The organism is Saccharomonospora iraqiensis subsp. iraqiensis (assembly GCF_000430445.1).
In the GTDB taxonomy this organism is placed as follows: domain Bacteria; phylum Actinomycetota; class Actinomycetes; order Mycobacteriales; family Pseudonocardiaceae; genus Saccharomonospora; species Saccharomonospora iraqiensis.
The window spans coordinates 12,390-24,852 of the sequence record NZ_KE387069.1; the positions used below are offsets into that span (position 1 = coordinate 12,390).

The 12,463-nt window shown below is 71.5% G+C and carries 13 protein-coding genes; 7 read left to right on the forward strand and 6 right to left on the reverse strand.

What is annotated here, in order from left to right:
* Positions 1-1,010, forward strand: a 1,010-nt coding sequence (locus ACTIR_RS22080) for a serpin family protein (RefSeq protein ID WP_034238767.1), incomplete at its 5' end; no start/stop codon positions are given.
* Complete coding sequence (locus ACTIR_RS0106860; protein WP_026453708.1) at positions 1,007-2,797, forward strand: hypothetical protein; 1,791 nt, start codon at positions 1,007-1,009, stop codon at positions 2,795-2,797. The genes ACTIR_RS22080 and ACTIR_RS0106860, both read left to right, overlap by 4 nt.
* 44 nt (positions 2,798-2,841) lie before the next feature.
* On the opposite strand, the gene ACTIR_RS0106865 is transcribed toward ACTIR_RS0106860, so the two are convergent.
* Positions 2,842-4,086 carry a beta/alpha barrel domain-containing protein gene (locus tag ACTIR_RS0106865; RefSeq protein WP_026453709.1) on the reverse strand — a complete coding sequence of 415 codons (1,245 nt, stop codon included), beginning with the start codon at positions 4,084-4,086 and terminating at the stop codon, positions 2,842-2,844.
* Positions 4,087-4,309: 223 nt separating this feature from the next.
* On the opposite strand from ACTIR_RS0106865, the gene ACTIR_RS22085 reads away from it, so the two are divergent.
* From ACTIR_RS22085 to ACTIR_RS0106885, 4 genes are all read left to right on the forward strand, one after another.
* Entirely contained in the window at positions 4,310-4,666 is a 357-nt protein-coding gene (locus tag ACTIR_RS22085) for a hypothetical protein (RefSeq protein ID WP_034238770.1), read from the forward strand.
* On the forward strand, positions 4,659-4,847 hold the full coding sequence (locus tag ACTIR_RS0106875; protein ID WP_233345842.1) for a hypothetical protein: 189 nt from the start codon (positions 4,659-4,661) through the stop codon (positions 4,845-4,847). The genes ACTIR_RS22085 and ACTIR_RS0106875 overlap by 8 nt, the downstream gene beginning before the upstream one ends.
* Positions 4,848-4,930: 83 nt before the next feature.
* A complete protein-coding gene (locus tag ACTIR_RS22090) occupies positions 4,931-5,248 on the forward strand; it encodes a hypothetical protein (RefSeq protein WP_052583748.1) in 318 nt (105 codons plus the stop codon).
* A gap of 124 nt (positions 5,249-5,372) precedes the next feature.
* Positions 5,373-5,972, forward strand: a complete 600-nt coding sequence (locus ACTIR_RS0106885) for a carboxymuconolactone decarboxylase family protein (protein WP_026453711.1) — start codon at positions 5,373-5,375, stop codon at positions 5,970-5,972.
* Between the two features lie 64 nt (positions 5,973-6,036).
* On the opposite strand, the gene ACTIR_RS22095 is transcribed toward ACTIR_RS0106885, so the two are convergent.
* The 5 genes from ACTIR_RS22095 to sigJ form a co-directional block, all read right to left on the reverse strand.
* Positions 6,037-7,515 (reverse strand): glycosyltransferase family 2 protein, encoded by a 1,479-nt coding sequence (locus tag ACTIR_RS22095; protein WP_084789344.1) that lies wholly within the window; start codon positions 7,513-7,515, stop codon positions 6,037-6,039.
* Positions 7,496-7,657, reverse strand: coding sequence for a hypothetical protein (locus ACTIR_RS25795; RefSeq protein WP_154663682.1), 162 nt, complete (start codon positions 7,655-7,657; stop codon positions 7,496-7,498). Before ACTIR_RS25795 ends, ACTIR_RS22095 begins: the two co-directional genes overlap by 20 nt.
* Before the next feature lie 9 nt (positions 7,658-7,666).
* Positions 7,667-8,953, reverse strand: coding sequence for a nucleotide sugar dehydrogenase (locus ACTIR_RS0106900; protein ID WP_233345843.1), 1,287 nt, complete (start codon positions 8,951-8,953; stop codon positions 7,667-7,669).
* Positions 8,954-9,468: 515 nt separating this feature from the next.
* The gene (locus tag ACTIR_RS22100; protein WP_034238772.1) at positions 9,469-9,864 is read right to left on the reverse strand and encodes an SdpI family protein; all 396 of its coding nucleotides are present in this window, start codon (positions 9,862-9,864) and stop codon (positions 9,469-9,471) included.
* Between the two features lie 95 nt (positions 9,865-9,959).
* On the reverse strand, positions 9,960-10,889 hold the full coding sequence (gene sigJ, locus ACTIR_RS0106910; RefSeq protein WP_026453713.1) for an RNA polymerase sigma factor SigJ: 930 nt from the start codon (positions 10,887-10,889) through the stop codon (positions 9,960-9,962).
* A 202-nt stretch (positions 10,890-11,091) separates the two neighbouring features.
* Here sigJ and dnaG point away from each other — a divergent pair.
* The coding region (gene dnaG / locus ACTIR_RS22105; protein WP_065388552.1) for a DNA primase at positions 11,092-12,463 on the forward strand (1,372 nt) is incomplete at its 3' end.

The window sequence follows — 12,463 nt, forward strand, 5'->3', positions numbered from 1 at the left end:
CGCCGGGGGGCGCGGATGTCGGGACCGCGGACACCGGGAGCACGGAGCCGGACGCGACGGAGCCGGACGCGACGGAGACGGTCGCGGAGCTGGCCGGGCTGCTGCGGACCGCGGCCGAACTGGACCCCGCCCCCGAGGCCCCGGACGATCCGCCGAAGCTGGCCGTGTCGAACCGGCTGTGGGTGTGGCGGGCCCTGGCGGTCCGCCCCGGCTTCCCCGAGGAACTCGCCACCTGGCCGGGCGGCACGGTCGCGACCGCGTTGTTCCCGGAGGACCCCGAGGACACCCGCGCCGAGATCAACGCCGACGTCGCCCGCACGACGCGGGACCTCATCCCGGAACTGCTCCCGCCCGGCAGCATCGACGGCGACACCGTGGCCGGTCTGGTCAACGCGCTCTACCTGCGGGTCCCGTGGACCTTCCCGTTCCGTGCGGACGACACCGGGCCGGGTGATTTCCACGGTCCGTCCGGGACGCGGCAGGTGCCGATGATGCGCCAGACCGAGACGCTCGGCCACGCGGAACACGCGGGATGGCGGCTGGTCACCCTACCCGCGGCCGGCGGGGTGCGCGCCACGGTGCTGCTGCCCGACCGCTCGCTGGCCGGGCAGGAGCCCGGACTCGACGCGGACACCTTGGCCGGGCTGCTCGCCGCCGAACGTGAGGCCCGGGTGGAGCTGACGCTGCCCCACCTCGCCCTGGACACCCGCGGTGGGCTCCGGTCCGCGTTGGCGTCCTTGGGCGTGCGCACGATGTTCGAGGCGGGCTCGGACTTCGGTGAGCTCTCCGACGACCCGCGGCTGACGGTGTCCGACGTGCTGCACGAGTCGGTGTTGCGCGTGGACGAGAGCGGACTGGAGGGCGCCGCCGCCACGGCGGCGACCATGCGGTTGGTGTCGGCACCGTCCGGGCAACCGGTCACGGTGACCGTGGACCGTCCGTTTTTGCTGCTCGTGCGGCACGCCGCCACCGGGGTGGTGTACTTCCTCGCCCGGGTGGTCGAGCCGTGACGACGACGGCACCCACCCGCGGCCGTCCGCCGGTCGAGCGCGGGACCGTGCGCCGTGCCGTGTTGTGGCCGCGCCTGGCCGACACCGTGGTGATGCTGGCCTTCGTCGTCGCGGCGTTCCTGATCTACCGTCCACTGTGGCTCAACCTTTCGGACGGCTACCTCTTCTTCAGCGGGCAGGACCAGAACCTCTGGGAGTGGTTCTTCGCCGTCACGGCACACAAGGTGCTGAACTTCGAGAACCCGCTCACCACCACGCTGCAGAATCACCCGGACGGGGTGAACCTCGCGGCGAACACCGCGATGCTCGGGCTCGGCGTCCCCCTGACCCCGATCACCGTCCTGTTCGGACCGACGGTCACCTTCGCGCTGGTGCTCACCGGCGGGATGGCGGGCACCGCCGTGGCGTGGTACTGGGTGCTGTCCCGGCACGTCGTGGACTCGCGGGCGGGTGCGGCCGTCGGGGCGGCGTTCTGCGGTTTCGCCCCGCCGATCGTCTCGCACGGCAACGCGCACCCGAACTTCGTCGCCCTGTTCCTGCTGCCGTTCGTCGTGCTGTGCCTGCTCACGGTCGTGCGCGGGGCGCCGCCGGTGCGCGGTGGGGTGATCCTCGGGCTGCTGGTGGCGTGGCAGCTCATGCTCGGCAAGGAACCGTTGCTGATCGCCGCGGTCACGATGACCGTGTTCGCACTCACCTACGCGCTGATGCGCCCGGCGCACGCGCTCGCCCTGGCCCGCCCGCTCGGCGTCGCGCTCGGCACCGGCGCCGCCGTGGCACTGGTGCTGGTCGCGGTGCCGCTGTGGTGGCAGTTCTTCGGCCCGCAGAGCTATCCCGGCCTGGAACACGGGCTGCGGGGCAACGACCTCGCCGCGTTCCCGGCGTTCGCCACCGAGTCGCTGGCCGGGACCCCGGACAGTGCCGTGCCGTTGTCCATGAACCGCACCGAGGAGAACGCCTTCTTCGGGTGGCCGCTGCTGCTCGTGCTGGCCGCGGTGGTGGCGGCGCTGTGGCGGGTGGTCTCCGCCCGCGCGCTCGCGGTGACCGCACTGGTCCTGGCGTGGATCTCGATGGGCGCGGTGCTCTACCTGGACGGCACCCCCACCGCGATCCCCGGCATCTGGCTGTTGCTGTTCGACCGTCCGCTGTTCGACTCGGTGCTGGAGAGCCGGTTCGCGATGGGTGCCCTGGTGCCCGTCGGGATCCTGCTGGCGATGGCCACCGAGCGGGTGCTGCGCCTGCGCACACGCCCCGACCGGCGCTACGCCGCCACGATCGTGTGGGTCAGCGCCCTGGCCTTCGCGTTGATCCCGATCGCGCCCACCGAGCTGCGCGTGACCGAACGCGAGGAGGCACCGGCCTTCTTCGCCGACGGCACCTGGCGCACCCACGTGCACGACGGCTCCGTGGTGCCCGTCCCCCCGCCGGACGTCGGGGACGCCGACCCGCTGCACTGGCAGACGGCCGCCGGGATGGGTTTCCCGCTGGTGGAGGGCTACTTCGTCGGGCCGAACCGGGACGGCGACGGCATGTACGGTGCCCCGCGCAGGCCCACATCGGTCCTGCTGGAGCGCGTCGCCGAGGACGGCCGCATGCCGGAGATCACGGTGGAGGACCGCGCCGCCGCCCGGCGGGACCTCCAGTACTGGAACGCGGACCTGGTGGTCCTGCCGATCGGGACCGAACGTCAGCACGAACTCCGGGCGACCGTCGGCGCCCTGCTCGACGCCCCGGGACGCCCCGTCGGCGACGTGTGGCTGTGGGACGTGGACGCGCTGCTGGAGCGCTAACCGGGCCGGTGCTGTCACACCGGAGGGCGCGGTGCCCGCGGTGCTCAGCGGGTGCTCTGTCGCACGGACCGTAGGGCGTCGAGGTAGTCCCGGGTGGAGGGCTCGGTGGGGAAGCGGTGGGTCAGTGTCGTCGCCAGCTCCCCGGACACCATCAGCAGCGACGGCAGGGAACGTCGCCCGGCCTCGAGCGCCCGGTGGCCGAGTGTGGTGGCGTGGTCGAGGTCGCCGTCCCGGGCCGCGACCACGGCACGGGTCAGTCGCGCCTCGGCGAGCCGCATCGGCCACCGTTTCCCGTGCCCGGCTCCCGTGCTGACCCGGGCGACCTCGTCGCTGAGCTCCCGGGCGAGGCGATCCTCTCCCACGGTCCGGTAACAGTCCATGGCGTAGAAGTCGAATTTCGACGGGTCGACGACGAAGTGGTTGTCGATCCGGTCCGGATACGGGAGCGCCTCGAGCACGGCCCGCCCGCGTGCCAGGGCGCGGCGCATCTCGTCGCGCAGGCCCATGCGGGCGTAGGCCTTCGCCTGCTGAGCGACCAGCTGCACCGACACCCCGCGAGCTCCGGCCACGGCCTCGCCCGTACGGCCCGCCGCGAGGGCACTCCGGTAGTCGCCGCGGGTCAGGGCGAACCACGCCCGCATCTCGTGCGCCCACCCGAGGATGTCGGCGCTACCCACCTCCTCGCCCAGGCTCAGCGCCGAACGCCGGGTGGCCTCGGCCGCGTCCGGGTCACCGAGGTCGTACTCCAGACACCCGACGACGAGCGCGAGCCACCCTGCCAGCTCCAGCGTGCTCCGGTGTTGGGCGAACGTGAGCCGTTGCCACCGCATGTCGACCAGCCGTCGCAGCCACTTGCGGCTCTCGACGAGCAGCTCGCGCGGCGGTCGGCGCGAGTAGTCGCAGCACAGCTTCTCGACGGTGATGCGCACCGCGTCGAGCGTGGTGTCGTCGATGTCCGAGGACCGCAGGCGTGTCAGCAGTTCGAGGGTGTCCATGCCTGTGGCGGTGAGGACCTCGGACTCCGGGGTGATGGCCGGGGTAGCGCCCTCGGGTGGGAACAGTGCCGAGGTCACGGTGCCGAGCGTTGCCGCGATCAGCGGAGCGTAGAAGTCGCTGGGCCGGTTCTTACCGCTCTCCCAGTCCTTCCACCGGCGCACGAGGTGCTCGGTGGAAGGGAGTGCCGCGTCGGCGTGCCTGCGCAGTTCGCACACAGCGGCGACCTGGGACCAGCTGTGCGCCCGGCGCAGTGAACGGATGCGTCGGGCCCAGGCAGGCTGCTCGTCAGTCATCGCGTCTCCCGGAGTGAGGGATTCACCCGGCCAGTCTGGCACTTGCGTCCGTGGCACCGGTAGTGACAAGCCGGTGACACAGCGGGGCAGACCGGTCAGTGGTCCGTCCCCGCTGTGTCCTCTTCCGCCTGCGGTTCGCCTCGCCGATCGTGACGGATGTCAGCGCGTCGTCGCCCGGGATCGGCCACCGACGCGTCCGTGATCGAGGACGAAGGGATGTCGCATGAGCTCCCCGGACTGCGACGGGACAGAGGTGACGGCGGAGTTGACCCGCCGTCAATGGGAGTTGCTCGACGACCTCCTGGCGGAGGTGTGTTCGCGCAGCGGTGGGAAGTGGGAGGACCTGCACGACCGGGGCCGCGGGGTGCTGGAGGCGGTGCGCCCGGTCTCCTGGGGCGACCGCGATCGGCGCCCGGACGGTGACCCCGAACTGCGGCGACACGTTTACGAGGTCGTCGGCACGCTCGGGCATCTCGCGGAGGCCGCACTCACCGACGCGCGGGCTGTACGGGACACCGGACGGCGGGTGCGCGCACTCGGTGACCGGATGTCGGAGCACGCGGTGCCCCGTGGTGCGTGAGATTCCGCCGAGAACCGAACCCCGGCACCGCCGCGGCGCGGTGCGCCCCACCCGGCCGGTCTGGCCCACCGTGGACCCGGACGAGGCGATCGAGGATGCGCGGCGCGCGCTGTCCGAGTTCCGGCCCGCTCCGGACGAACACCTGCTCCGTTGGGTTCTGGAGGGGCTATACCGGCTGTGACGCGGCTCCGGCCGGTGCGGTCGCCGTCCCGGCTCCCCGCCCAGCCGGAGTCGGCGATTACCGACAACGACCTAAGGAGTCACATGTCCACACCGACCACGGCTTTGCCCGCACCACCGCTCGCGCCCGCACAGCGGGACCTGCCCGCCGCACTGCTGCGCATCGCACGGGCGGTCGAGGCCGAGACCGAAGCGCTGTACCGCCGCAAGGACGCCGGGTACACCGACACCGGGCCGGCCCTGCGTGCCCTCGCCTTCCGCGTGCTGGAACTCGGGTTCACCGTGGCCGAGGAGGGTGGCCTCGACTGCCGCGAGGTGGAGGCCGCCGTCGCCCGGGTGTACGAACTGCCGGACTACGGTGCACACGACCCGCGCCGGACCCTTCCAGGCACGGTCGGGTGATGGTCGCGCGCTCCGGGACGCGCTGAGGGCCGCGCCCGTTCCGCGCGTTGTCACACCGGAGGGCGCGGCCCCGTCCCCGTGTCGAGGGCGTCATCCGGACGCCCGTCGGCACGGAGGAGGAACCATGGCACGCATTCCGGGAGTCCCGACGGCACATGCGTCGTGGCGCGCGCGGTTGGCGTACCGGTTCGCGCGCAGGCGCTACGGGGCGGTACCCGAGCCGGTCACCGTCGCGGCGCACCACCCGAAGCTGCTTGCCGCGTTCGGCGCGCACGAGATGCTGGTCGAGTACGGGAGCCGCACGCTGCCGCCGACCGTGCGGGAGCTGGCCGTGTACCGGACGGCCGTGCGGGTGAACTGCTCGTGGTGCATCGACTTCGGCACCATGCTGCAGAAGCACGCGGGGTTGGACGTCGAGCGGCTGCGGGCGATCGACGACTATCCGACCTCGCCGCTGTTCACCCGGCAGGAGCGGCTCGCGCTCGCCTACGCCGACGCGATGACGGAGTTGCCCTTACGGGTGAGCGACGGGCAGGTGGCCGAGCTGGAGGCCGAGTTCGGACGTGCCGGGCTGGTGGAACTGACCTACCAGATCGGGCTGGAGAACATGCGCGCCCGGATGAACAGCGCCCTCGGCATCACCGACCAGGGCTTCACCTCGGGCGCGGCGTGCCGGGTTCCGGTGCCCGCCGACGCGGCGGCCCGAGCGAACCGGTCCGCGTGACGGCCGGTGCGGTCGCGTTGATCACCTCCCTCGGGCCTGGCCGGTGACTCGACCGCCGAGCATCTCACCGGCCGTTCTGCCGTCCACGGGGCAGGACCCCGTTCGAGGGCAGCAGTCGGGTCTGCTCCGTCCGCGGCTGTGTGGGCCGCTCCGCGGTGTGCGGGGTCGGACGTGCGCGGTGTCCGACGTTCCCGCCCGGTCCGGTGCGGGGACCGGCCGGGTACCCGGCCGCACGATCCGGTCCGCCCGCCGGTGGCGGGACCGCCCGGACCAGCCTGGTCGCTTCGTCCCGGCCCGCACCCGCGCTGCGGGTCTGCCACGACTCGTCCCGCGCCTTGGTCACGGCCCAGTACATCGCCGGCTTGATCACGAGCAGATTCACCACGGAGACCACCGGCGTGAGCAGCAGCCAGGTGACCACGCGGGACCGTGTCGCCAGCTCCGGTCGCTGGGCGGCGTACATCGCGGTCTGCGCGTAGGTGAGCGTGATCCAGTACCCGAACCCCTGAACGGCGGCGAGCTTGTCCATCCCGGGGAGCACGAGCACCACCCACGCCAGGATGACGGGGGTGAGCACGAAGAAGATCAGCGAGTACACCCGGAACAGCAGTGGCACGGGGCGGAGGAACTTGATCTCCCAGAAGAGGTAGCGCCAGTACGACTTGAACCACCGAACCCGCTGCCGCCAGAGCCCTTTCACCGTGTCCGGCATCGTGGTCTCGACGACGGCTTCGTTGACCGCGACGGCCTGGCCCCGCTCCAGCGCGTAGTGCGTCAGCCGCCGGTCGTCCCCTGCGGTGCCGGAGGTGACGTAGTCCTCCAGATTGTCGTAGACGAGGTCCCTGCGGTACACCGCCAGGACTCCGGAACACGGGGCCACCGCGCCGACGTGCGACCGTGCCGAACGGACCGTCAGGCACCACGTCACCATCTCCAGGTCCGTGGTGCGGGTCAACCAGTTGTCCCGCCGGTTGCGCACGACGGGCAGGCCGGTCGCCGCCTGCACCCGGTCGTCGCTCATCGCGCGCAGGGTGTGTTCGACCGCGTCCGGCTTGAGGACCGCGTCGTCGTCGACGGTGAGCAGGAAGTCGAACTCGCGGTGTTTGAGGTGCTCCAGGATCGCGGCCTGTGCGTGCCGTTTCCCCGCGTTGCGGTGGCTGAACCACCACACACGGTCGTGCTCGAACCCCTGTAGTGGCTCGTCCGACCCGTCGTCGATCACGTAGATCTCGTCGGGCGGGCGCGACTGCTCCAGCAGGGAGCGGACGGTGCGGTACACGGCCTCCGTCTCGGTGTTGAAACACGGGACGATGGCGATCACCGTCCCGTCGGCGGGCGGCAGGTGGGTGAAGCTGCGCCGCCGCACCGCGGCGAGCAGGAACGCGATCAGCACGCTCGTGGTGACACCGTAGAAGACGAGGGTCACCGACAGTCGCGCGTCACCGAAGGTGAGGTGGTAGACGATCGTCCACGCCGTCGCGCACACTACGGCGACGGCGCAGACGAGCGTCGCGCGGATCTCGTCACCGCTTCTGCGAGGCACGACCCAGCCCCCGGATGAGGATCACTCCGGCGATCACCAGGACCACTCCCGCGATGATCAGCCACTCGATGCCGAAGGTGACGCCGCCGATGGTCATCACGGCGGGACCGGTGTAGGCGAGCTTCTCGTTGTCGTATCCCATGTGCCCTCCTCAGAGCAGATGACGGCCGGGGAGATCCAGCCGGTAGGTGGTGTCCAGGACGAGTGGCACATTCGCCAGCCACGACAGGTCGTGCCCGGGATGTGCGGTGTGGACGATGGCGAGATCCCATGCGTCCTCCGACGCCTCGGTGCTGAGGACGCCGGTGCCGGTGGGCAGTCTGTCCACCAGCGGGTCGGTGAAGGAGACCTCGGCGCCCTCGGCACGGAGGTACCGGATGATCTCCACGGCGGGGGAGCTGCGTACGTCGGCGACGCCCGGCTTGTAGGTCACACCGACGAGGAGCACGCGCGCGCGACGCAGCGCCGTCCCCGTGTCGGCGAGCAGTTCCCGGGCGCGTTCCACGACGGTGCGCGGGCGCTGGGCGATCGCGGTCATCGAATGCTCGATCAGCGGGGCCGCGATACGCCGTCGTCGGAGGTCCCAGAGCAGGTAGTGCGGATCGCAGGGGATGCAGTGCCCGCCCACGCCCGGTCCGGGACGGAACGCGGTGAACCCGTACGGCTTCGTGGCCGCCGCCGAGATGATCTCCTCGGGGTCGAGGTCCTGCTCCCGCATCGCCGCGCTGTACTCGTTCGCGAACGCGATGTTCACCGCACGGTAGGTGTTCTCCAACAGCTTCGTCGCCTCCGCGGCCTCCAGTGACGAGACCGTGTGGACCACCGACGCCGATGCGGCGAGCGCGTCGGCGGCCAGGCGGGCGCAGCGTGGTGTCACGCCACCGACCACGCGCGGCGTCGACTTCGGGACGTGCGTGGCGTCGCCGGGATCGATGCGTTCGGGGCTGTAGGCGACGTGCACGTCGACCCCGGGGGTGAGGCCGCGGGCCTCCAGGAGGGGGAGCAGGAGGTCGCGGGTGCTGCCGATGTAGCTGGTGGAGGTCAGCACGATGATCTGGCCCGGGGTGGCGTTCCCGGCGACCGTCGCGCACGCGGACCGCAGAGGGTCGAGGTCGGGTACGGCGTGTTCGTCGACCGGGGTCGGGACGCAGATGACGACCAGATCCACACCGGAGAGCGGGCCGGGGTCGGTCGTGAGGAACAGGCGGGTGTCCAGGTCCGCGGCGAGGCGGTCATGATCCGCCGGCAGCAGGTCCGCGTGTCCCGCCCGGATGTCGGTCACCCGCTCGTCGGAGGTGTCCACGCCGATGACGTCCCAACCGGCCTCGGTGAACCCGAGCGCTGTCGGCAGACCGACGTAGCCCATGCCGACGACCGCCGCGCGCGTCAACCCGGCCGCCGTGGCCGAGCCTTCCGCCGACTGGGGTGAGGCTGTCACGCTTTCTGCCCTCCCGTTGTTCTTTGATTTCCGATCGGCTTTTTTCACGCCGTGTGGCGCGCGGCCGACTGCCGGGACGCTGTCCTGCTCGACATGGCGGCCATCGGATTGTCGTGGTTCGGACCGGACTTGCTACAGCGTGACTCCTCACGGATTTGTAACGGAGTTCGGGGTAGGAACTCGGGAACCGCGAAAAGCGTCTTGACCTGCATGTCCAGGCAGATGTGAGGCCACTCCGGCCCTTCGCCAGGGCAAGGTAAGAAAAATCACCAAAGCCATGTGGTCGTGTGCGACGTCAGTTGTGTACCGAGTGAGGGGCAATTCTGTTATCGATCAACTTCGGCGAGGCGTGGCGAGTGATGGTAGAAATTAACCAGTCACCCGGGCGTTTCCGCTGAATATTTCAGATGAAGAACAGAAGTTTGTGGAAACTGGTTTGCAGCACCGTTGTGACCGGGCTCGTCAAACGCTGTCCGGACTCAGGGATGGTCGTGCCACTCGAACGGCGCGCCCGCTCACCCGGACTCGGCGTCGGCGTCGGTGTCGCGCCCGGCGCTGTCGGCACGTCGGCAGCCGAGCACGATCAGGGCCAGCATCGCGAGCATTCCCGCGCCGGGCACCACGAGGGCGATTACCGGTGTCGTGTCGGTGAGCGCCCGGGCGACCGCGAGGACGGCGGCCGTCGCGCCCGCCGCGTAGCCGGTCCACGCCGCACGCACCAGCCACGGCCCGGCGGCGCGGTGCCCGGCCTCCCACGCCGCGTCGGAGGACAGCGTCACCTTCGTCCGGAGCCCCACCGCGAAGTTACGACCCAGGTTCCCGTCGCGGGTCGCGTTCCGGATCCAGTGCACCAGGCCCGCGACGAGGAACAGCGACCCGGCGAAGACCGCGAAACCGACGACGTCTTCCATCGGCGCCCCCATCACGTCCGATCACCCGGGAGGGTACCGGAGCGCTGGTCCCTGCGGCACCCGTCGCGACCGGATCGTGCGGACCGCCCCGGTGGTCAGCGGGGGACGTGGGTGAGCTTGTCCGGGTTGACGACGTCGTAGAGGGCGACGATGCGGCCGTGGCGCACCACCACGGCCTGCACGTGCTCGTCCAGGGCGCGGTAGCCGTCGCCACCCGGTTCGGCCGGCAGGTGCAGCCCGACGTCGCCGTTGACGAGCACCGGCCGCGCCGTGTCCAGGAACCCCGGGCGGTAGCGCCGCAGCAGGCCCGCGACGAACCGGACGAGCGTGTCGGCGCCGGTCATGACGCGGCGGGCGGTGCGGCCCTTGCCGTCCGAGTCACCGGTCAGGGAGACCTCCGGGTGCAGCAGTTCGGTCAACGCGGACAGGTCGCCGTTCGTCAGTGCGGTGACGAACTCGTCCAGCACCGCGCGCTGCTCGGCCGGGTCCGCGCGCGGCGGCGGATCGGCCTCGGCGACGGCCCGTCGGCCCCGGGAGGAGTGCTGCCGCGCCGCCGCCGGGGTGCAGCCGAGGAGGTCGGCGATCTCGGAGAACGGCACGTCGAAGACGTCGTGCAGCACGAACGCCACCCGCTGCTGCGGGGTGAGCGTGTCCAGCACCACCATCGCGGCCATACGCACGCCGTCGTCGCGCACGACGGCGTCGAGCGGGTCGTCGGCCGCCGGCGCACCCAGCGGGGTCACGATCGGCTCGGGCAGCCACTCGCCGATGTACGACTCCCGGCGGGCGGTGGCCGAACGCAGCCGGTCGAGCGCGATCCGGCTCACCACGGTCGTCGCCCACGCGCGCAGGTCCCGGATCTCCTCCCGCCGCGTCGCGGGCAGTGTGCTCAGCCGCAGCCACGCCTCCTGCACGGCGTCCTCGGCGTCGGCCACCGACCCGGTGAGCCGGTAGACCACCGAGAGCAGATGCCCCCGCAACGCGGAGAACTCCCCGACGAGCGACTCCCCACCCCGTGCGACCACACCGGCGAGTATGCCCCGCCACCTCCGCCGCCCACAGGCCCTCCGGGTGTGCCGTGAAGGGCACTTTCCCTGCACCCGGTGCGGTGAGGGGCACATTCACTGCACCACGCGCAGGGAAAGTGCCCCTCACGGCACACCACGCCGGGGACGGCCGCCCGCCGCCGTGGGAGGGGTGGGTGGGGCGGTGTTCTAGAGTGGGGGTGTGGCGGGACGGATCCGGGAGAGCGACATCGCGCAGGTCCGCGAGCGCAATCGGATCGACGAGATCGTCGGTGAGTACGTCGCACTGCGCCGCGCGGGCGGGGGCGCGTTGAAGGGCCTGTGCCCGTTCCACGAGGAGAAGACACCCTCGCTCAACGTGCGCTCCAGCCACGGCACCTTCCACTGCTTCGGCTGCGGCGAGGGCGGCGACGTCATCAAGTTCGTCATGCAGATCGAGCACCTCCCGTTCGTGGAGTCGGTGGAGCGGCTGGCCGACCGGATCGGCCTGCACCTGACCTACGAGGGCGGCGGCGCCGCGCCCCGCCGCGACCGGGGCACCCGGATGCGGCTGGTGGAGGTGCACAAGGCCGCCCAGGAGTTCTACGCCGAGCAGCTGGAGACCCCGGAGGCCGAGGCCGCGCGCGCGTTCCTCTCCGAACGTGGTTTCGACCGCGCCGCGGCGCAGCGCTTCGGCTGCGGGTTCGCCCCCGGCGGGTGGGACAAGCTGACCAAACACCTGCTGCGCAACGGCTTCGAGCTGGCCGAGCTGTACAAGGCGCAGGTCTCCAAGGAGGGCAGGCGCGGCCCGATCGACCGCTTCCACCGGCGGCTGGTGTGGCCGATCAAGGACCGGGGCGGCGACGTCGTCGGGTTCGGCGCGCGCCGCCTGTTCGACGACGACCCCATCCAGGCGAAGTACCTGAACACCAGCGAGAGCCCGATCTTCAAGAAGTCGCAGGTGCTGTTCGGTCTGGACCAGGCCAAGCGGGAGATCGCCCGGCGCCACCAGGTGGTCGTCGTCGAGGGCTACACCGACGTGATGGCCCTGCACGAGGCCGGGGTGCCCACGGCGGTGGCCTCGTCCGGCACCGCGTTCGGCGAGGAGCACATGCGGGTGCTGCGCCAGCTGATGATGGACGACGACGCCTTCCGCGGCGAGGTCATCTTCACCTTCGACGGTGACGAGGCGGGGCAGAAGGCCGCGCTGAAGGCGTTCGAGGGCGACCAGACGTTCGCGGGCCAGACCTACATCGCCGTCGCCCCGGAGGGGATGGACCCCTGCGAACTGCGGCTCGCCAAGGGCGACGCGGCCGTGCGGGACCTGGTGGCGCGGCGGATCCCGTTGTTCGAGTTCGCCATCCGCAGCCTGCTGTCCGACTACGACCTCGACTCGGTGGACGGCCGGGTCGAGGCGCTGCAACGCACCGTTCCGCTGGTCGCCCGGATCAAGGACCAGGCCAAACGGGACGGCTACGCCACCAAGCTGGCGTGGTGGGTCGGCTGGCAGGACGAGGCGATGGTCGTGCGCCGCGTGCGGGAGACCGCGGGGGCCCCGGTGCAGGCGGGCGGCAGGCGCAGGCCGGCCCGCCGCA

What these genes read in the sequence shown, in the direction of transcription:
- ACTIR_RS0106865 (WP_026453709.1), bottom strand. Translation starts at nt 4,086, where the DNA reads ATGACTGACGAGCAGCCTGCCTGGGCCCGACGCATCCGTTCACTGCGC.
- ACTIR_RS22085 (WP_034238770.1), top strand. Translation starts at nt 4,310, where the DNA reads ATGAGCTCCCCGGACTGCGACGGGACAGAGGTGACGGCGGAGTTGACC.
- ACTIR_RS22090 (WP_052583748.1), top strand. Translation starts at nt 4,931, where the DNA reads ATGTCCACACCGACCACGGCTTTGCCCGCACCACCGCTCGCGCCCGCA.
- ACTIR_RS0106885 (WP_026453711.1), top strand. Translation starts at nt 5,373, where the DNA reads ATGGCACGCATTCCGGGAGTCCCGACGGCACATGCGTCGTGGCGCGCG.
- ACTIR_RS25795 (WP_154663682.1), bottom strand. Translation starts at nt 7,657, where the DNA reads ATGGGATACGACAACGAGAAGCTCGCCTACACCGGTCCCGCCGTGATG.
- ACTIR_RS22100 (WP_034238772.1), bottom strand. Translation starts at nt 9,864, where the DNA reads ATGGAAGACGTCGTCGGTTTCGCGGTCTTCGCCGGGTCGCTGTTCCTC.